Genomic DNA, 21,745 nt, shown 5'->3' on the forward strand with positions numbered 1-21,745 from the left:
CTCTAAACCATGAGAATGAATAGATTGAATTTTTCGACAGTATTTATGCAACACTAGTGATAATATATTTATAAATGAAAGGGGATATAAAAATGGATTCAAGCAAACGTATTGCAAAATTACGGCAGCATATGGAAGGAAATCGATCTTATCATTGAATCCGGTCGATTAGTCAGTCATGCCCTGTCACATTCATTAGAAAATGTAAAAGCTGGCATCACTGAAATGGAAATAGACCAGTTTGGGAACAAAGCCTTATTAGAAGAAACGTCGACAAAGCATCCAAATGCAACATTGGATTTCTTCGCCATGTCCCCTTCCGGGCTGGAACGAAGCGTGATGCCACACGCATTCTCGCACACAAGAAAACTTGAAGAAAATGATATAGTCGTACACAGCCGCCAGGTCGGCTTGAATGGATACCGGGCTGAATGTGAACGAACCTTAAACCATCAGACAAACAAAAAGATGCTTTCAAGGCCGCCTATGAAGCCCAGCTTGCCGCTTTAGAAGCGATCAAAGTCGGGGTTACAGCAAAAGAAGTCGACGACGCTGCCCGGAACATATTCAGAAAAGCAGGTCTTGAACAATACAGCATCCATCGAACAGGCCACGGAATCGGAATTGGATTACACGAAGAACCGTCGCTTCGCTTTGATAACAACTTAGTATTACAAGAAGGCATGGTTTTCACAATCGAGCCAGGAATCTATATTCCTGAAGTCGGAGGATTCAGACATTCTGATACAGTGATACTTACTAAAGACGGGACAAAATTGATTACGGAGTATCCAAGGGAGTTGGCAGAATTAATTTTTTAACAAACTCTACTGGACAGACAGTTGTTTCTTACAAGCATAAAAAAGCAGGAACTTATTTTGCGGTTCCTGCTTTTTTATCCATCTTTGCAACGCACTACACATTATGTTATCCGTTTTCAAGTTATTCTGCACTATTATGTTCTATTATTGCTTTGGCTTCATGGTTAATCAGCCATTTTTTGCGGGTCAGGCCACCCGCATAGCCACCCAGCTCTCCATTTGTATTAATGACGCGGTGACATGGAATTATGATGGCGAGTTGGTTTGCACCATTTGCATTTGCAGCAGCCCGAAAGGCAGATGGTTTGCCAACTGCAGCAGCCAAGCCGGAGTAGGATATTGTTTGGCCGTAAGGAATTTTTCGCAATTGTTCCCACACCCCACGTTGAAAAGGAGATCCAAGAAAAAATAATGGTGTTTTGAATTCTGTTAGTTTGCCGTCAAAATATTGATCCAGTTCACTTTTGATCGATTGAATCGGTTCTGTTTGCCCGGGAATAATCGCTGATTTTGTTTTCTGTCTAAGACGTTCAACTTCCCGTTCCAAACCGCGGCGATCCACAAATTCTAAAAGATAAAGAGATTCCTCGTCCGCAATTGCAATCATCGGACCTAGCTTAGTATCCAGCCATGCTGCCTTTAGGATGTTATTATATCCGAGCATGGTAGGCGCCGCACCCATAATACGTGAAAAGGCATCCCTAAATCCACTGCTCGATTCATATCCTGTTGAAAGTTGTGCGTCAATCACAGCCTCACCCTCCCTGATTTGTTTCATCGCCAGACCCATCCGGCGCGCCCGTGCATACTCAACGAATGTCATTCCAAATCGCTTTTTGAACTGGCGACGAGCCGTTGATGCATCCACCGATAATTCCCGAAAATCTTTATCCTTCCAGCGTTTCTCGGGATTATCTTCAACAGCTTCCACAAGCTTTTGGACAAGTTCTGAGACCTGATTGGGATGGGACAACGGTCGGCAGCGTTTACAGGGGCGATATGAAGCCAGCAGTGCTTGCTGGGCATTTTCAAAAAATTCGCAGTTCTCGAATTTCGGCTTTCTTGCAGGGCAGGTCGGGCGGCAGAACACACCGGTAGTTTTGACCCCGACATAAAAGACACCTTCGTATTCTGTATTTTTGTCGATCAAGGCTTGATAGTACTCTCTCTTATCTGCAGTTATCATGCTCGCCCTCCTTCAGATAGGTTAACTAATACCATTATAATGTCTTAAAAGGAGTACCGTCGCCGAAATTCAGGCATTGATTTTTATAAATACTTCATTTGAAGACATCGAATCTTGTCGGACAAATACCGATTTACATCAATGGTAACTGGTTATAAATGAAGTCTATAACTATTGATGTGATCTCTACGAAAATTATATTTTCATCAAAAAGATCAAGAATAATAATGAATATAGGCATTACTTATAAAAATTCTCATTTGGGCGACCTGTTTTTGTTATGTCATAATCTGCTTCCGTCTCTATTGTCAACGAAATTCATTGTGATAACGCACGGCTCCTATTTTGTTCCGATCTTGCCTTAAGTGTTTCTTTAACTTTGTTGATGTCGGCAACATTTTTTTTCGCCATTTTTATATAACATATTGCCGAGGGAATAAGGAAAATTTGCAGTATCGACAAAGTAATAATATAGCTGTACGGTTCTTGGAAGCGAACGGAAATGAGACCTAGCAAAACACCAACTCCTACGTTTCCAATCGTTCTTCCTAAACTGTTGAAAAGGTTGGCGACGCTGAAGGCTGTACCTCTATGCTCGGGAAGATTTACATCTGTGATTAGCGCCAGCCAGTTTGGTGTGTTGGCAGATTGGGCAGCAGACGCAAAAAACGATAACACAAACAATAAGGCCATCCATGGATTCACAAATATTTGCTTGATGATACTGACCAAAATGAATATAGGATTGTTGTCATTAGGCAAAGACAGGTTATCCATTGGAACTGAAAACATAAGTACATAAAGCGGCATCGTCACAAATACGAAGAGCGCGGTTAAATAAGCTCGGCCCTTAAAGGTTTTCTTTTGAAGTTTATCACCAAGATGGCCCAAGTAAATTGACATCATCCCGCCAAGCTGAAATATAGCATAAAGATAACCGGAGGCAATCACTGCTGTTTCCATGCTGTAGCCTTGCTGGATGATTTTGAAGATAAATAAGGTTGGAATCCAGATGAGACTTCCTGTTGCAATATTCATAAAGAATGCCTGCAAAAACAGAAACACATTACTGCCCTTTAATAGAATTCCTAATATATGCTTTGCTTCAATAAAATAGTTGTAGGATTGTCCATTTTTAATGAAGCCTTTCAGCTCGGGGTCTGATTCCCCCCTTGATGGTTCTTTGACAAACAGGTAGAGGACAATCAGAAAAAAGCCTATAAACCCTACTAATTCAAAAGGCCATCTCCAATTAGTGTTTGATGCAGTTAAAGAAGCCAACAATGCCCCAGCAATTCCCCCCAAGCCTTGCGCCATGCCCCAAAGGCTCAGAACCATACCACGTTTTCGATACGGGATATAATCTGTCAATACGCTGAATCCAATAGAGGCAATGCATCCTAAACCTATTCCCGTTAAGATCTGAAATATTAGTAGCTGTATATAACTGGTGCTTATCGATGTTAGAAATACTGATAAGACCCAAATTAATGTTCCGATAATAATAAGTCTTTTGCGATTAAATCTACCTGAAAGATATCCCCAGTAAACTGAAGAAATCGCTGTTACTAATATATTAATAGCTGAAACAATACCGAGACTGGCTATGGGCACATTTAAATCATCAGCTATATATTGAAACAGCGGCGGAAATAACCCAATGATGATATGATCAAACGCTGCCAACGCGATAAATACAAATATAGAATAGATTATTTTCACATTAGTATTTTTCAAAATAATTTTATAGCCCCTTTATCAATGTGTTGAAAGACCTATAACATGAATGCATACCAAAATATTAATATTGTATTAAGAATTTATGTAACCGAGCATCAAACTTTTGATTTTGTTATAATCTGATTATACGTCTTTTATGAAGGGCTTGGTAAAATGAGCAAAAAAATACTCATCATTTCATCCGACAATACAGGTCATGGACATAAAAGTATAACAGAATCTTTGTGCGAAAAGATCGGACTTGGCGATGACGTTAAAATCCATGTAGTAGATGGCTTTTCGCTTGGCGGACAACTCCTTCAAAACATCGGTAAGTCTTACGGGCCCATAACGAGAAATACGGAGCAGTTATGGAAGATGGTATGGAGCTTGTCTTCTATGACGCCATCGTTAATTAATGGCCTTATAGAATCACAGATCAGAGATAACTTTTTAACATTGCTGGATGAAGTACGTCCGGATTTGATTTTATCAGTCCACCCTAATTTTAACGGTTCTGTTCTAAATATATTAGACAAACAACATCTTAAAATACCTTTTATTATCCTTATCGCCGATCTTGTAAACATTTACCCACTTTGGGCGGATAAACGCGCTGATTACATTATCAGCCCGACTGTTGAAGCGCGGGATAAGTGTATAGAATATGGCATTCCAGATGAAAACATAAAAGTGCTCGGATTTCCGGTACGTTCGAGGTTTTTCCGAAAAGGCATACATAAAAAAGTACGTGATAAAGACGGCGCACCTTTAAAATGCTTAATCATGAGTGGTGGTGAAGGTGTAGGAAACATGAAGAAAATTGCGGAAAATCTGCTCGATCATTTTGATTGCACAGTAAAAATCGTTGCAGGAAGAAATGAAAAGCTAAAGGCAAAGCTGGAGCACTCGCTTAAGGGCCAATATGGAGATAAAGTTGAGATATACGGTTTTACAAAAAACATTCAAGATTTAATGTTTGCTTCTGACATTGCCTTTACACGCGGCAGTCCCAATGTCATGTTTGAGGCGATCGCTTCCAACACACCGTTAATTATAACAGGAGCATTGCCTGGCCAGGAAGAAGACAATCCTGCATTTGCGGAGAGGTCAAATTTGGGCGTAATATGCAAGAATCCAAGCGACATCAAACAAACAATAACCGCATTACTTGAAAATGATGGTGAAAAGCTAAATAACATTATAAAGAGCCAAAGAAAATTTATAAATGCACATGCAGCAGAGGATATTTTGGAGTTTATTTTAAATGTTGACGGGCATTATTTTGAAGCAGAGACTGAACTTTCCTTTTATCAAGAATACTTGTAGTCTTACCCAAAAGTACAACTGCATTGGCCTGCTCCACTACCTAGAACTCTTTGATTGCCGAGTGGAGCTAAGCCATAGTTCAGTTATGAATTTTGGCAGTCGGTGCATCGGCTATATTACAACAGAACGATCGAGTTTAAGTCCATTAATCTCCTTAAATCCACCGTCACTTTTTTAAAAAGTTTCTTCTACAAATTCTTTTTCTGATGTTCCGTTTAGTTGTTTAAAAACAGGCAACACCCAGGAAATGAAAGATATACTCAATACTAATATTCCAACACCTTTAAACAAATCTTTTAACGAGAAAAAAATTGTCACAAACCATCCATAGCTGGTGATATAAAATTGTCACCCAAACTTAATAATTGGTTTAATGGTTGTGCCTTTTTTCGTATCTTGGATTGCTTCGTTGATTTCTTCTAATGTGTAGTATTTAATTAATTTATCAAAAGGAAATTTACCTTTTTTGTACAGTTCAATCAACTTAGGAATATATATTTGCGGAACGCCTTCTCCCATCAGGAAGCCATTCAGGTTTCTTTCAAATAGGATCGTATTAATATCTAAGCTTACTTCTGACCCAACTGGCCCCCCTGCTACTTGTACAGCTGTTCCTAACACAGCAAGGGAATCAACAGCCAATCTTGTATTATCAGGCCTTCCGCTGGATTCGATGGCGTAATTTACACCTTTGGGCGAGATTTTCATAATAGCTTCCAAAACATCACCATCTTTGGCGTTGATGGTGTGGGTTGCGCCTAATTCCTTTGCTAATTCCAGACGGTTTTCTTGGACATCAACTGCGATGATAATACCGCAATTAGTTACATTGGCACCCATTATCGCACTTAACCCAACAGTGCCGCATCCAAAAACAACAATGCTTGAACCATGCTCAGGCTTTAATTTATTTAATACAGCCCCGCTACCTGTCTGAACTCCACATCCAAGTGGTCCGAGCATTTCAAGCGGTACGTCTTTTGGAACTTTCACGACGTTGCGTGCAGATGCTACTGCATAATAGGCGAAGCTCGACTGGCCAAAAAAGTTAGAAATGTCCTGGTCATCCTTATGTAATCGGCTTGTGCCATCAATCATTCTGCCGCCGAAGTTTAAATCATAAAATGATTCGCAAGCATAAGCTTTACCGCTTAAACAATTCTCACATGTACCACAAGAACTATACGACAGTACAACATGGTCGCCTGGTGCGATGTGCGTAATACCCAATCCTACCTTTTCAACAACACCAGCCCCTTCATGACCTAGAACAGCAGGAAGAGGGACGGGATATGCTTGGGTCTGTGCAAGGATATCCGTGTGGCAAATCCCCGTTCCAACAATACGGATTAATACCTCACCTGCTTGTGGCTCATCAATAGTAATATCTGTGATTTCAAATGGTTCCCCGCTACCGAATGTGACTGCAGCTTTAGTTTGCATAATTTCCCTCCTAGGTGGTAAATGTTTTATCACTATAATAATAGCTTATATAAAGATTACCTCTTTTTATCACTTCTGATTCTGTAGAGATGTTAACAATTTTTGAATCTTCATCGTTAGTATGTTCAAGAAAGTGCGTCAGTAATCATTTAAAAAAATGAATATTTGAATATAAAAAATTGGAGATTGAACATAGCTATTTTCTTTCAACTGTGGCATCCTTTTCCCTAAACAAACCTGCTTCGTTAGTCACTATATTGACCAAGAAACCTATCCCTTTTCACCATAAAAAATGAGGGTAAAGTTACCAAATAGGTGAACAGAAGAAATAATAAACTAAAATAATGCTACCTCAAGTAAAGGGGTAGCATTATCTTGCACTAATAGTAAACCATGACAAGGCGTCAAATTGGTTGAGAAAAGCAGATAGAACCATCCCTAGCTTGTAGTATCATGTCCCGCAATAGGTTCGGTAAGGACGGGTTGATGGCGCAGGCAGTGTGGCGTATTCAGCCTGTTCTGGGGAGTGCCCGTAAGGAGTTGAAAGAACATCAAGAAGCCTTTCCATCACGCTGTAGTCTCCTTGTTTCACTGCGGCTTCCAGTGCTGCTTCTACCCGGTGGTTCCGAGGGATTACCGCAGGATTGCTGTTCCGCATCAACTGACTCGAGGAGGCTTTCGACTGCTCCTGCCTGCCCAGCCTTTCCTGCCACAGCTCATGCCACTGAGCAAATTCCGGGGTCCCAAACAGGACCGTATCCTCATGTCTATCAAAAGTTAATGCGCGGAAGGTATTGGTATAGTCCGCACGATGCTTCTGCATCATACTGAGGAGGTCTTCAATAAGGGATTCATCCTGTTTCTCTTCGTTAAATATCCCCAATTTTGCTCTCATTCCTGCGAGCCAATTATGGTGATACAACTCCGGAAATTCTGAAATCGCATCCTGGGCCAGTTGGACAGCCTCCTCCTGGTCTGCATGCAGCAGCGGCAATAGGGATTCAGCAAATTTCGCGAGATTCCACCCCCCAATATTCGGCTGATTGCCATAGGCATAGCGGCCATGAATGTCAATGGAACTGAATACCGTAGCCGGGTCATATTCATCCATAAAGGCGCAAGGACCATAATCGATGGTTTCTCCGCTAATGGTCATGTTGTCGGTGTTCATCACCCCGTGGATAAAGCCAACCAGTTGCCATTTGGCAATCAGGACGGCCTGACGCTTGATTACTTCCTGAAGCAGCGAAAGATACCGGCTCTCATCAGCTTCAACGTCTGGAAAATGGCGCTTTAGTGTATAATCAGCTAAGATTCGGAGTTCCTCAACTGTGCCCCATTTTGCAGCGTATTGAAAGGTGCCGACGCGCAGATGACTGGCAGCCACCCGTGTCAGAATTGCACCAGGCAGGGCAGTTTCGCGGATTACTGACTCACCGGTAGTCACCACCGCCAGACTGCGGGTGCTAGGAATACCTAGCGCATGCATTGCTTCGCTGATGATGTATTCGCGCAACATCGGACCAAGTGCAGCTCGACCATCGCCCCCCCTGGAATATGGCGTTCTACCTGATCCCTTAAGTTGAATATCAAACCGCTTATCCAGGGGAGTCATCTGCTCGCCTAGCAGCAGGGCCCGGCCGTCCCCTAACATCGTAAAATGCCCGAATTGATGCCCCGCATAAGCTTGAGCAAGAGGCAAAGCACCTTCAGGAATCCGGTTTCCAGCAAGCACAGCTGCGCCATCTTCGCTTTGCAGCGCCTCGGCGTTCAAACCCAGCGATGCTGCCAGTGAATCATTGAGAATGATCAGCTTCGGTGAGCGTACTGGGGTAGGGTTAAGACTTGTAAAAAATGATTTCGGCAGACGGGCATAACTATTGTCAAAGTTCCATCCTGTTTCTTTTATTTCTTTTGTCATCGTATCTCCTTTTCCTCTTTTTTCTTTCTGTATCCTAATTTTACTTTTACATAAAACAAAAATCATAGGCATTCTTTATAATTTTTTAGTTGTCTGCTTTCCATATCAGCACAAGGCAGCCCTTTATAATGTCTACTTCTTCCAATTTATTATACCCTTTCCACACAAGGATGAAGCCCTTTAATATTTTGAAGGTATGTACTGAAATCCGAGACGTTAGGGCTAAAAACATGGAAGCGACCTCCACCTCCGTTACTCCCTATATTCTTAACTGTGCGCTTCAATACTTCATATAATGTGGAAATGATCTTAAAAACGCATTCTTTAAAACAGGCACACAAAAGTATTAATTATGTGTAAATGTATATATTATATAACGCTCATAAAACCCTAATAAAAAATTCCCTCAAACCTTCAGTCTGAGGGAACACAAAAACATACTTTGTTATTAGGCTAAAACCCTGTATATCGCTTAAAGCAAGGGCTATTGGCCCTGTGTCCACGCAACGCACCCACATGTGTGGATTACTTTTCTCAGACACTACACTAAAGGCGACTATAACTACTTTAAGCAATGGGGCGGTATTATACCTCTACCTGCATTGCAATATTCTGCTCCAAATTAACGAAAAGCCATTAGGACTAGCATAGATTTTGTCACAAATTAGACGGCGCACTAATACACAGTCTTTTCATTTTCTGTGCGCGCCTGTTACGATTCCTTAAACTGAAAATTCCTGATGTATTCATTCACATCAAAGTTTTTCATTTTTTTCCGCAGCAAAACTTATATTTTTTTCGCTTCCACAAGGACATAGACTGTACACATCTCCAGGCGTCAATGCATCCTTCAATGCAGCCCTCAGATCTGTCAAATCTTCCATAGGCTCTATGCCAATAATAAAACGCCAGCCGAAATGTTTACATATTTTAGTAATGGTGCCTATTTTCTCATCTGTTTGAACCTTTACAATAATCGGGCGTTGTTCTGAACCAAGCTTCATTGTTCTAACCTCCTTCCTCTATAAAAAATTAACTTCCAAAGCGTACCCAGTTTCTTTTTTCAGCTGATCATTAATTTGCTGTATATCTCTATCGTCCGGCGACGACGCCAGTTTTATAGCAACTGTCTTTTTATCGATATGAACCGAAGGATTTTTCTTTAATTCCCAAGTTTCTGGAATAACTTCAAGTGTCAGGCGGATGATTTCGTTTTGCTTCGGATTTTTTGCAAACGTAACCGGCATGCCGATTCGGTAGGATAGTTCCTCCAAGTCGGTTTCATGCTCCATGGCTATTTCTGGTGAGATAAAGTGGACTTCCATCACCCATTGTCCATCTTGTTGTTTTATTCCCGTTTTATAGATGGTTATCCCCCGGTCCGCCGCCCATTTTTTCGCTTCTTCAATCGCCTGGTTATTTTCAAGGCGTTTTGAACGAATATTGGATTGAATGATTTCATCGAAATTGTTGGCAGAAGACGTCGAAGATCCCATATTAAATTGCAGGGTGAACCCAGTTTCTTCTTTAAATTTATCAATGATCTTATCGCCATCGTTTGGCTTGTCAACCGCCACAGCCACTATCCGGTCATTTAAGTGTATGGAGGGGGAACCAATTGAACGGCCCAGAAGCTTTATGAGCCGGGTTTGCAAAAGATCCTGGCGGACAGAATCTGAAAAGCTGGCTGCCCAACCTGTTTCCTTCCTGATCAAATCATAAAGTTCACTTTTCTCACGTTCTGGCACAGCATCTGGAAAATCAAAGTAGACCGTAAGCCTTTCTTCATCAGTTCCTAATTCATCCACACCGCAGCGTATAAACCGTGGATTATCGGCCAAGAGCCTTCGGACGGTTTCCATTGCTGCAGTGGGATTATGTTTAATTCCCTGAATCGGCAACTCCATTGAGCCCAGCTGCTGCTTAACTTTTGCGTCGAATTTATAATTGTTTGTGCCGTCTTGATTATTAATACGGTTTTCAGATGGAATGCCTTGCAGAGCCAATGCTACAGCCAGTTTCTCCCGTAGGCTGCTAATTTGAATCGCAGTATAAATATCTTTAAGGGTGAGAGTTTGATTGGGCAGAGAACTCCAATTTATTTTTTCAAGAAAAGGCCGAACAAAGGATAAAACGTTTCCAGCCGCCTCTCTTAGTTCCTCCATCGACCGGTTCCAGCTGTCAATCGTTTCTGTAACCTGGTCCGCATGGAGCCTGAGCTGCTTTCCTTTAAGTGTCTGGCAAATAAATGAGTTTGTTTTGGGGTGAATGCCTGTGCAAATTGCCAGCTTAAAAATGTTTTCATTTTCAGGCTGATAGAGTATAAGGCTGCCAATCTTTTCCCTGAGCTTCATGCTTTCATCGTTTGCCCTATATCTTTTGCCAGTTGAACCTTTTCCTGACGCCCGTTTTGCGAACGGGTAAGACTCGCCATTCTCTGCTAAAATCGGATGGAACCTAGGGTCAATTAAATCTGCCAGCTGGACCCTTGCATCATCATCGCCGTGGACAAGCAATGTATAAGTAGGCTTTAATGCCTGGATAAAACGGTTCATTTCATGTGCATCGGCATGCGCGGATAAACCATACTTTCCAACGCGGCACCTTACTTGATAGACTGTCCCGTTTAATTTCAGCTGGTTTTCAATGCCATCGGCAAGGTTTAACAGTTTTCTACCTGGACTTTCTTCATCCTGGTAGCCGGTGATAAAAATCGCGTTTTTTTCATCGGATACCAGCCTTTCTGCATACCAGGAGCTGGCCCCGCCCGTCAGCATGCCGGATGATGCAACAATGCATCCAGGCTTGCCCTTAAGCACCTGATCGCGTTCTTTTGGCTGAACAGCCTTGCATCGGCCTTCCGTTAAAAATACATCGCCGTTTTTCAAAATGCGATGGGCTACCGGCCCTTTTAAAAAATGGGGATAATTTTTATAAATCCTGCTGATTGGTGTCACAAGGCCATCTACATAGATAGGAAATTCCGGGATTAGCCCTTTTTCCATGTAATCTTGCAGAATCAATAAAATCTCCTGTGCCCGTCCAAGAGCAAAAGCGGGAATAAGCGCAAAGCCCCCTCCGGCAACCACTTCCGCAACATGCTCGGCAAGACGTCTTTCCTCTGTGTTCCGGTCGGTATGGGCCCGGTTCCCATAAGTGGACTCCATAATGACCACATCCGGCTGAATATCATAGGGAACCTGGACACCCGGAATGGTCCGGCCCGCTTTGAAGCTCAAGTCACCTGTTATAAGCAGCTTTTCTCCTTCTCCTTCAATGAGAAACATGACCGCCCCCAGAATATGGCCGGCACGAAAGCTGGTTATTTTTACATTACCAATCCGCAACGTCCCGCTCGCAGGAAAAAGAAGCAACGAATCCAGCAGGGAGTTTACCTGTTCTTCCGTATATGGAGGCAAAGTATTGGCCTCACGGGATCGCTGTTCTAATAGTTTATATGAATCTTTCATCATTATTTTCATAAGATCTGCGGTTGGAGGTGTTGCATAAATCGGGATCTTCCGAAAAAGTGAATGGACAACAGGGAGTGCGCCAATATGGTCTGCATGGGCGTGCGTTACCAAAATGGCATCCGGTTTTCCAAGGCTGTCCAGCATTCCCAGGGCAGGAAGCAACTCATCCCCATGCATCCTCATCCCCGCATCAATTAATAGATTTGTATCCGCCATATTGATATGCAGACAGGAAGCTCCAACCTCGCTGCCACCACCTAATATACTCACTTTCATTGTTATCTCCTTTTCTGCTGTGCCTTGTCAAATCGTGCTGACCCCCGGTTCGTGTCACGTAACAGGGGGTCAGGCACCCTTTAGTTAATCAAGAATTTACTTTAACCGTCGGCGGGCTTCCCGGTTTAATCCGGAAGTTTTTTCTTCATACAACTCTTCCCATTCTTCCTGATAACGCCGGTAGGTAAGGGGATATTTCTTTTTCAGCCGTTTGATTCCTGCAGCATATTCCTCATCCATAAAATTAAATTCTTGTAATATTTCCGGAGATATCATATCTGGAAATATTGCATTATCACTGAATTCTTCCACAAACCATTCCATCGCCTGTATTGAAACAAGCGGGAACAGCTCATCATCTTTTGCCATGCGGCCCATTTCCTTCTGGACCCGTGCGAGCTCCTGCACTTCTGATCTGTTGTGCCGAACTAAAGGATGCTTCGGATCAAGGGCATAGAGCAAATCCATATAGAACTTGGCTTCCCTGAAAGCACCCACCCCATAGTAGCCTTCATACTCACTGATTAAGGCGCTCGCTGCCATCAATTTATCATCTTCATCTTTTAAGGATTTTAAAAACTTTCTGACCCGCTTTTGGATTTTGTCAGCGAGCTGCCACTTCCCCAGTTCAATCATGGCGTTAACCCATTCAATAAAAATGAATATGTGATCAGGTTCCTGCGTCTCCAGTGCCGGCAGCTCCAATTCGATCATCTTTAAAGCGTCTTCCCCCCGCCCTAAAGCTTGATAGACCTGTATGAACATAAATCTGTACTCATCTAAATGATCAGGATAACGTTCACCCAGCAGGATCAACACGTCAAGCGCTTTTTCGGGAAAGTCCATATCGTTAAGCACTTTTGCCTTGATTGCAAGCGACTTCACCTTATTCTCGACAGAATCAGCCTCTTCGAAGAGGATTTCCATTTGCTTATCAAATGCATCCAGATCATTGTTATTAAGCTGAATTTGCGCCAAGCCAATTCGGGCACCGACCGCTTTCGGAGCAATTTTTAAAATATTGGAAAACATTTTTTCAGCCTGGTCCCAATTCTCCTGTTCCATACATTCTACGGCTTCCTCCATCATTTTTTCCAGGGAACCGCCGTATTTCCGCATCAAATCATACTCTTCCCGCTTTAAGGGATCGCGCAAAGTTTCATATGCCCTTCTGATCCGCTGAAATTCTTCGGGAAATTGTTCCGGCGGGTATTGTTTTACCTGCTGGATATAAGCCTGTTTTATTTTTTCCGGCTTGGAATTGGAACGAACCCCGAGAATTTTATACAGATTCTCTACCTTCGGCTTGCCCTGTCTTTTGCGCTTTTTTTTAGTTGTTTCCACAATAATGCCCCTCCCTTACAATTCCAAATCGATCAAGGCGTCAGTTGCTTCATCAATAACATTTCGCAAATGCTCAAGATCATCCCCCGCAATCGCCTGATCCAGGGAATTAATAACTTGTCGAGCCTTGGATTGGCCATCAGCATCAAGCTCAGCCATCATTTTCACAGCCCGTTCGCGAAGCTGGACTGCCTCTTCATGCAGGACGGACGGGGCCTGCTCATTGTCAATATCGAACTCGTCCAGCTCTGTGTCATCCAATAAATCCTCCATCTCTTCCCAATCTGCATCTATTAATTCTTCATCGTCCAAATCCTGATCCGCGTTCTTCCATAAGTCTTCAAGGCGTTGGACACTTTCCTGAAAGGCTTTCTGTGAATCGCGCTGCAATCCGTCCTGGACGATAACGCTCATCTCTTTTCCTGTGGAAACACACTTTGCGGATACCTCAAGGATTCCATTCAGGTTATATCGGAAGGTTACGTCAATTTCTTCCTGCTTGTCGAAGTTCGCCGGTATCCCGGAAAGCAAAAATTCTCCCAACCTGTGATTATACTTCACCCATTCATGTTCGCCCTGGAAAATCTCGATGGCGACCTCCGTCTGCCCCGGTGCAGATGTGCCGAATTTTTCCGTCCTTGTCACAGGTATCGTCGTATTTCGTGGAATTATGGGTGCAAAGCCGCCGGGACGTTTGGTGAGGCCCATCCATTCTTTCAGGACCGAAATTCCCATGGAGAACGGGGCCACATCGGTAGCGACAAGGCCGCTGTCAGATAAAGCTCCTGATTTTAATCCAGCCTGGACAGCGGCGCCCAGCGCGACTGCTTCATCAGGATTTACATCTGTTCTCGGGCTTTTGGCGAACATGTCTTGAATCAGTTCCCGAACCCTCGGTATTCTGGTCGAGCCGCCGACAAGCAGCACTTCTTCAATATCTGCCGGGCTGATCTGGGCATCCTTGAGGACACTGCTTACACTCTCCATCGTTTCAAGCAGGAGCCCATCGATTAAACCAACAAATTGTTCACGTGTAATCTCCGTTGAAATGCCAACTGGTTCATTATCCTTTACCGTGACCAATGGCAGCTCAACTGGCACAACAAAATCCTTACTCAATCGCATCTTGATTTTTTCTGCTTCTTCTTTCAGCAGCGCCGTCGCCCTGATATCATTTCGGGGATCAATGTCGCTCTCCTCTACTATTTTCTCAGATAAAAAGTCTACTAACTTCCAGTCAAAATCTTCTCCGCCAAGCCGGTGGTTCCCGGTTGATGCCCTTACCTCAAGCAGGCCGCTCATCATCTCAACGACAGAGACATCGAATGTACCTCCTCCAAGGTCATAAACAAGGAACAGGCGGTCCTCATCCGTATGTTCCAGCCCAAAAGCAAGGGCAGCAGCGGTTGGCTCATTAATAATCCGTTCCACGACAAAGCCGGCAAGCTCACCAGCTTGCTTCGTTGCCCTGCGCTGTTCATCTGTAAAATAGGCAGGAACCGTGATGACTGCTTCTTTCTCTCCTTCACCATATATGGCATCTACATAGGATTTGAGTTCTTGTAAAATAAGAGCCGATACTTCCTGTGGAAGAAGGGCTTGTCCAGCGATCGACACAGGTTCATTTAGGCCCATTTTTCGTTTGATGGCACTCACGGACCGGTCTGGCATCGCAACAAGTGCGGATCTGGCGTCTTCCCCGACAATGACATTATTCTTCAGGTCAATCAGTACGACAGAGGGAATAATCCTTTCCCCTTTTGGTGAAAGAATGATCTCCGGTTTTCCATTATGGATATGCGCAACAGCTGAATTTGTGGTGCCCAAGTCGATTCCCACTATCGGACGAAAATGAACATTTTCATGATTCGGCATTTGGATTCTCCTCTTCTAATGTAATAACCTGCGCCTTTCGCAGCAATGTACCGCTTTTCGAGATAAATCCTCTTTTGGCAACTTCCACGATTTGATAGGGTATATTGGCCTTTGAAGTGACGATTCTATCATTATTCGTTTTTGCTTCCGTCCTTGAGACGGTTCCAATAGATTCTGCCACTCTTGAATCAAAACTGCTCCCCAGCACTTTCAGCTCCTGAATTTCCAACTTGGTTAGCAGAGCCAAAAGCTGTTCAATCCATTGTTCCATTAGTTTTTTCCAGGAATCCTGGTTTTCCCCGGTTAAACGGGAGTTAACCAAATCAAGATCATCCAGCCAGTGGATCAATGATTGAGCCGCTTCTTGGAGTTTTGTTTCGTCCCGATCTTTTTGCGCTTGCTTTTGTTCGTCAAAAGCTTCCTGCTTTTTGATGACCGAATCGAGGGATTCATTTAAGAGATCCAGTTTCTCTTGTGTATCCTTACTCGTTTTGTACTGAAGCCGGCTTAATTTTGCAATCTGTTCGCCAAGTAACCTGCATTGCTCTTTGAGCAGGCTGTTCTGTTCGCTCAATTGCTCAATCGCTTCCAATTCTGGAGAAGACTTTCTTATTTTATTCCAAAACCATCCCACGTGCAGACCTCCTCATTACTGATCATTCTATAGTAATTGTATCATGCTAAGTTATGAGCCTTCCATTACTCAAGTAACGGGATTCTATTGAAAAAAGGCGTTCTTTCCGGCCATTCTTTGGGGGCGCGTATTTTGGCAATTTAGGCCTGCCTGTGTATTTATGGGGGTTCAGTTTATAGTCTTTGAGTCTATTAAAAAGGATTTCCAATTTTTGTACACCACTTTCATCACCTGTCAAGGCAATGACAGATAATCGGGCTGCCTCGATGCTTTGAAAAGAGCATCCAAAAAGCCAAAACCTACAAGATTGTTGATTGTGGTTGGTTTTTCAAAAAAGGTTGATTCATTTATTGCCTTTCGCTCTTCCAGATCCTTTTGAGTTCCTTTTGCCTCCGGTTTTCAACGTATTCCAACTTGATTTGATTCATTATAGGCAAATATTCATCAACGAGTCCCATGATCTCTATTTGGTGTGTATGTAATGATTCGCTATTAGAATAAAGAAGTGAATATCTGTCTGAAATAGAAATTCGCTGTATTATAGAAATTTTTTGCATGAAAGCATACTTCGTCAAAGTAACGATAAAATCGATGCCCTTTTTAAATTCTAATTTGATAAGTGCTGTACATGATCTTACCTCCCTCCACCTAAATTATACTGCTAAATAGTGAGGGAGGTCCATTAAAAAAGGAACATACATTCCCATTCATCCCACGATTGAAATCACGGGTGTTCTTGTGAATTTTATAAATCGAAACCACATGCAAGGAGTCTAAGTTAAGAAGCCCGCCCGCAAAAAAAGAGGCCGCTGAAAAACTGACGTTATTCTCTCAATTGACTCATCAAAAAAGACGACTCTAATTCGATCTTTGAATTTAGAGTCGTCTTTTTTTCCAATTATCTCTGGCTGTATATCTCGCATTTACATCAACGTTTGTAATTGCTTTTTTTTCGTCATTTTTTTTCGCCGGTAGTAATCGTTGCGGACGTAATAATTCGTTCTTCACTTAATTAATTTAACAAAACTTAGTGAATCGCTTTTACTATTTTATTCAACTCAACTGCAGTCTGTTAGATTAACGAATTTCTTAACCTTTACTATTTTTCGATTATTTCTTATAAATTCCTTCCCTTTATCTCTTGAACATCATCTATTGCGACAGGGTTGATTCGGATTTTGAATTTCACACTCGGACCTCCAATGCTTCTTGAGATCGTCGAGTGATTTCCATTCCTCTCCTGTTTTAATAACATCCTCTGCTTCGGAGAGCTTGGTCAGCAGGTTTATCACGGCCTGCTGCCTTTCGTACTCCTGTATATCCAAAAGGACATAGCGACCTCTTCCATTTTTAGTCAGAAATACAGGCTCACCAACCTGACAGGAACGGAGAACATCGTTATAGTTTCTTAAATCAGAAACCGGTTTAATATTTGGCACTTTCACACCTCCACCGCTTGTTTGTTATTTTTGTATGATAATACTTCGTAAAATACAACATCAAAATTTACAGCAGGATACGATGTAAAAGCTATCTTCTATATATTCTATAGGTTTCGAGCTTAACGACAAAGGCTATGGAAATTAAGATTGCCTTATGGATTATATTTAATTCGTATAATACACATCTATAATTGGGTAAATTTACGTATAGGAATGCGGCAGCAGTAAAACCTAACGCACGCCTTCCCACAGCTCCCGCTCTACGGCTCGAGGATTGTCCACAACCACCGAGGTCGTATCGAAGCGCATGGTTGCTCTGCGGTTGAGATCATAATTCGGCCAACCGCAGTCTCCATTGGTGGCAAACTCAACCCAGGCAGCATGCATGTTGTCAGCAAGCTGCTGCGGAGGGTTGTCTCCCAGAAGCGGCCCTACCATCGGCTTAAATCCCTTGTCGAGCGTGTCAAAAACGAAGGCAATCTCGAGCGCATGGCAAGCACCGAGAAGTCCGTTGAGCTGTGGCGAACGCCAGGCAAACTCGTACATATAGGTGGCCGAGGTGCGCTTCGCATGTGCATCGGCCAGACGGATAGCGGGAATACGGCACCACCAGTCAGTCTGGATAGCCGCGAGCAGATCGCCGGGACTGGCGCCCGGATGTGCCGCGCTATAGACGGCCAATGTCGCTTCTACCGGGAGTCCGTATGCCGCAACAGCCGCGGCCAAAGCTTCATGGGTAACATCGTTGATTGCGCCACTGGCTACCAGGAACAACCTCCACTCGTCGGTGTTCGTGCCGACCAGGATATCGACACCCGCACCGGCTCCGGCAACAATGCGATCAATAGGACGTGCAGGGATGATCTTCCCGTCGACTACAGGCTGCCACGGTAGCGTACTGGCCACCACCTCAAAACCCCAGCGCTCAGGGTCGGGATGTGCAAGAAGATTGGCCTTCAACTCCGCCTGCGCCGCAAGCAGACGATTGATGGGGACCTCTGTGATTGCCTCTCGGGTTGCTTCGACGCCAAGCTTTTCGGCAAGATACCGTCCAACCCGCTGTGCAGTGGCAGCCGAGATCACCTGATGAGCCGCCCCACTCTGGGCAATAGCTCGCCTGAACAGGCCATCGGCACGGGGCATGGAAAGCAGCGTGCCGACGCTCATCGCACCAGCCGACTCACCGAAGATCGTGACGTTGCCGGGATCCCCTCCGAAGGCGGCAATATTATCCCTTACCCACTCCAGAGCGGCGACCTGGTCAAGCAAACCGAGGTTGGCGTTTCCGTCGCCAAGATAGAGAAAGCCATCGACACCGACACGGTAATTGATGGTCACGCATACGATGCCGTCGCGGGCGAAGTGACTGCCGTTATACGACGCCCCCGATCCGACCTCGAACATACCGCCGGGAATCCACATCATGACCGGTAGCCCGGCCGTCCCTAGCTCGGGGGACCAGATGTTGAGGTTCAGGCAGTCCTCACCAGGGACGGCAGGATCTGGGGCAAGCTCCGCAGCCTGCGGGTCAGGGCGCAGCTGGGGTGCCTCCGGACCATAGGTGATGGCGTCTCGTACACCGTTCCAGGGCTCGACTGACTGTGGTGGCAGGAACCGATTGGGACCAAACGGTGGCGCTGCATAGGGAATACCTTTAAAAGTGAACACTCCATCGGCAACAATGCCACGCACCTCACCATGCCGTGTTTTGACAACTGTATTCATGTGTATTACCTCCTTCAAATATTTTGGATCGAAAAGAGACCATCCAGGTTCCTCTCTTACTTTTTTTGTGCTTTGTCCAGGGCGTTTTCCACCGACTTTAGATAGGCCTTGGAAGTAATGGTTGCACCGCTTATGGTGTCTACCTGCAGCGACTGTGATTTGATTACTCTATTGTATAACTTCTCCGTGAATTCCGGCGATTGGTTCTCTTTATGCTTTAGTGGTTTAATATCAGTGACCTTGCCTGAAGACACTGTAACCTGAACTTCATTGGCCCTCCATTTGTACATTCCACCTTCATATTCCCCAATATAAGTGCCGTCATTAAGCTGTTTAAAATCCACATCAGCGATAGGGAGGCTTCTACCTTCTCGGCGTTCCCCCGAAGTAAAAATAAGCGCTCCTCCCAAACCCGTCACAACAAAAATTACCAGTATAATTATTAGCATTCTAATCTTCCCCTTCCTTTTCATTCAAATCTTTCCCTTCCATTTAATTTAAGATATTCACGCTTATACCTTCACCGGCCTGAAAGCATCTCTTCAAGCCAGCCGTAACGTGAACCTGTAAGTCTATGTCCACGAGAATGGCTTCAGCTCCGGAGAATCGTCTTAGAAGTTCAAGCCCCTTTTCCATCCCGGCTACGAACAATATGGTGGACAACGCATCAGCAGCCATGGAGCTATCGGCAACTATGGTCACGCTTACCAAACCTGATTTCGCCGGATATCCAGTAGATGGATCCAGGATATGATGATGCCTTTTACCGTTACTGTCAATGAAGTATCGCTGATAGTCCCCGGATGTAACCACTGTCTTATCAGCCACAGAAACAAGACCCATTAAGCTGTTTTCCTGCCTGGGATGCTGGATACCCACACGCCACGGGGAACCATCAGGCTTTGTCCCTAAAGCCATCACATTTCCTCCGATATTTGTAAAAGCTGATGCGACGCCGTATTTCTTAAATACCTCCAAAAACTGATCGCCGGCAAACCCTTTTCCTATACCCCCCAGGTCAATGGACTGGCCCAGCCTTTGAAGTCCGGAAGCCTTTTCGCAGGGATCCAATAACAAGTCAGAATAGTCCACCAAAGGAACAATTTTCCTTATCCTTGATTCCTCCGGAGGCTTGAATGTATCCTTGCCGTTGTTCCATAAGGTTACTAAAGGCCCAATAGTGACATCGAAGAGGCCCTGGCAGTATCTTGAGAATTCAATAGCACGGGACAGCACCTCATATGTTTCACCGCTCAGCCTTTCATATTTCATACCTGCAGACCTGTTGATCCTGCTTATCTCGCTTCCGGGTATAAAACGGCTCAGCAGCTCTTCCAGCCGTACAGCTTCATCGCGGACTGCTCTAAGAGATTCCTCAGCATGCTTGCCGAAAGCTCTGTGAGTCATCACTGTGCTCATCCCAACGTTCATTGACTGGGCAACTACCGCCTTGTCCACTTGCACCACTCCTTTCTCTAACTTCTCCTGTAATATTTTTGTCCTGGAAGTACCGATTGTGAATTATTTCACAATATAAGTTAAATCTAAAACTACCTGAGCTGTACTCGGTAACTGGATAATTCATACTGAAATAATACTCTCCCGTACCTGAATGAATATTTGATAAATTCATTCAGGTACGGGCAAAAAAATGACTGCCTGTATCTATCTATTTTCGGCAATCAGTTAAGCCTTTCATTATAAACTCCGTTAAGTAATATAAAATCTGTGGAAAGTGGTGAATCCCGATTTCTCTTTTATGAATATCGATATAAAGTATAGAGTTAAAAAGGGCGAATATAAGCTCATCGTCCAGATCATCCCTTATTTTCCTTTCAGCCTTCCATTTTTTAATTAACTCTGCTTTACCGCTATGCATGAGTTCATCAATGCTCTCTATTCCGCCCTGTTCATAAAAATACTGCTCCAGTTTACTAAAGAGATCCCTGTTGTACCATTCCTTTAGTATCAGATTTGAGTTCATAGCACTGATGTTCTGTTTCACTAGCTTTGTAACCAGCGTTACGGGATCATCATTCAGGTCAATAGATTCCACAATACTCTTTTTAAGATTCTCGTTTTCTTTTAGATAAATCTCTAAGAAAAGCTTCTCTTTCGAGGTGTAGTAGTTATAAAAAGTACCTATCCCAATTCCGGCCATCTTTGCTATGTCTGAAACATTAGTGTCTTTGAATCCTTTTGAGTAAAATAACTCCCTTCCAGAATTAAAGATAGCTGCTTTTTTATCTATCAAGTAACCAACCTCCATCATTCCGAATGAACATTTTTTATATTCATTCATACTATGACATTACTATATTTTTCCGACAATCCTAATTACCAAAATTAATAAAACTTCTTGATTTATACATATTTAGTACCCCCGTTTGTTTTTACCCTATCCGAAAAAATGTGCCTTAGCTTGAATAGCATTTTTGGAAGAACAACATGCCTGAAAACGGATTCACATGTAAAGTTGCTTTGCCAGTTTTACTCTTCCGTCTACACGCATAATCCACGGTATCCGCTATATGTTTTGCAGTATATAATCCAGGGA

15 protein-coding genes and 1 pseudogene are annotated in these 21,745 nt (G+C 43.5%); 2 read left to right on the forward strand and 14 right to left on the reverse strand.

The genetic code is table 11. The features are described 5' to 3' along the window. The first annotated feature begins 111 nt into the window (after window positions 1-111). Window positions 112-821 (forward strand): annotated as a pseudogene (locus tag CVD23_RS22690) (M24 family metallopeptidase). Window positions 822-942: 121 nt separating this feature from the next. Here the strand turns inward: CVD23_RS22690 and CVD23_RS06285 are convergent. Together CVD23_RS06285 and CVD23_RS06290 are read right to left on the reverse strand one after the other, a co-directional pair. Beyond that, a complete protein-coding gene (locus CVD23_RS06285) occupies window positions 943-2,007 on the reverse strand; it encodes a bifunctional transcriptional activator/DNA repair enzyme AdaA (protein ID WP_101575849.1) in 1,065 nt (354 codons plus the stop codon). Between the two features lie 318 nt (window positions 2,008-2,325). Beyond that, window positions 2,326-3,744, reverse strand: a complete 1,419-nt coding sequence (locus tag CVD23_RS06290) for an MFS transporter (protein ID WP_180955571.1) — start codon at window positions 3,742-3,744, stop codon at window positions 2,326-2,328. A 156-nt stretch (window positions 3,745-3,900) separates the two neighbouring features. On the opposite strand from CVD23_RS06290, the gene CVD23_RS06295 reads away from it, so the two are divergent. Further along, window positions 3,901-5,055 (forward strand): MGDG synthase family glycosyltransferase, encoded by a 1,155-nt coding sequence (locus CVD23_RS06295; protein WP_101575850.1) that lies wholly within the window; start codon window positions 3,901-3,903, stop codon window positions 5,053-5,055. A 348-nt stretch (window positions 5,056-5,403) separates the two neighbouring features. On the opposite strand, the gene CVD23_RS06300 is transcribed toward CVD23_RS06295, so the two are convergent. The 12 genes from CVD23_RS06300 to CVD23_RS06355 all read right to left on the reverse strand — a co-directional run bounded on the left by CVD23_RS06300 (window position 5,404) and on the right by CVD23_RS06355 (window position 21,439). Continuing rightward, complete coding sequence (locus CVD23_RS06300; protein WP_101575851.1) at window positions 5,404-6,498, reverse strand: NAD(P)-dependent alcohol dehydrogenase; 1,095 nt, start codon at window positions 6,496-6,498, stop codon at window positions 5,404-5,406. Between the two features lie 451 nt (window positions 6,499-6,949). Continuing rightward, window positions 6,950-8,419: a protein adenylyltransferase SelO gene (locus CVD23_RS06305; protein WP_101575852.1), complete on the reverse strand. Its 1,470-nt coding sequence runs from the start codon at window positions 8,417-8,419 to the stop codon at window positions 6,950-6,952. A gap of 755 nt (window positions 8,420-9,174) precedes the next feature. After that, a complete protein-coding gene (locus CVD23_RS22185; protein ID WP_101575853.1) occupies window positions 9,175-9,423 on the reverse strand; it encodes a DNA-binding protein in 249 nt (82 codons plus the stop codon). 18 nt (window positions 9,424-9,441) lie between these two features. Then, window positions 9,442-12,168 (reverse strand): MBL fold metallo-hydrolase, encoded by a 2,727-nt coding sequence (locus tag CVD23_RS06315; protein WP_101575854.1) that lies wholly within the window; start codon window positions 12,166-12,168, stop codon window positions 9,442-9,444. A gap of 96 nt (window positions 12,169-12,264) precedes the next feature. Further along, window positions 12,265-13,512 (reverse strand): J domain-containing protein, encoded by a 1,248-nt coding sequence (locus CVD23_RS06320; protein ID WP_142382831.1) that lies wholly within the window; start codon window positions 13,510-13,512, stop codon window positions 12,265-12,267. A gap of 15 nt (window positions 13,513-13,527) precedes the next feature. Further along, entirely contained in the window at window positions 13,528-15,387 is a 1,860-nt protein-coding gene (locus CVD23_RS06325) for an Hsp70 family protein (RefSeq protein WP_101665506.1), read from the reverse strand. Next, window positions 15,374-16,021, reverse strand: coding sequence for a nucleotide exchange factor GrpE (gene grpE / locus CVD23_RS06330; RefSeq protein ID WP_180955572.1), 648 nt, complete (start codon window positions 16,019-16,021; stop codon window positions 15,374-15,376). The genes CVD23_RS06325 and grpE overlap by 14 nt, the downstream gene beginning before the upstream one ends. Window positions 16,022-17,169: 1,148 nt before the next feature. Further along, window positions 17,170-17,460 carry a type II toxin-antitoxin system prevent-host-death family antitoxin gene (locus tag CVD23_RS06335; RefSeq protein ID WP_101665507.1) on the reverse strand — a complete coding sequence of 97 codons (291 nt, stop codon included), beginning with the start codon at window positions 17,458-17,460 and terminating at the stop codon, window positions 17,170-17,172. A 234-nt stretch (window positions 17,461-17,694) separates the two neighbouring features. Next, complete coding sequence (locus tag CVD23_RS06340; RefSeq protein ID WP_101665508.1) at window positions 17,695-19,188, reverse strand: carboxylesterase/lipase family protein; 1,494 nt, start codon at window positions 19,186-19,188, stop codon at window positions 17,695-17,697. A 56-nt stretch (window positions 19,189-19,244) separates the two neighbouring features. Further along, window positions 19,245-19,637, reverse strand: a complete 393-nt coding sequence (locus CVD23_RS06345; RefSeq protein ID WP_245917307.1) for an FMN-binding protein — start codon at window positions 19,635-19,637, stop codon at window positions 19,245-19,247. Window positions 19,638-19,680: 43 nt separating this feature from the next. Then, complete coding sequence (locus tag CVD23_RS06350; RefSeq protein ID WP_219619915.1) at window positions 19,681-20,646, reverse strand: FAD:protein FMN transferase; 966 nt, start codon at window positions 20,644-20,646, stop codon at window positions 19,681-19,683. Between the two features lie 211 nt (window positions 20,647-20,857). Then, window positions 20,858-21,439, reverse strand: coding sequence for a TetR/AcrR family transcriptional regulator (locus CVD23_RS06355; RefSeq protein ID WP_219619917.1), 582 nt, complete (start codon window positions 21,437-21,439; stop codon window positions 20,858-20,860). Window positions 21,440-21,745: the final 306 nt, after the last annotated feature.

This window comes from Bacillus sp. V33-4 (assembly GCF_002860225.1).
Lineage (GTDB): Bacteria > Bacillota > Bacilli > Bacillales > Cytobacillaceae > Bacillus_BJ > Bacillus_BJ canaveralius.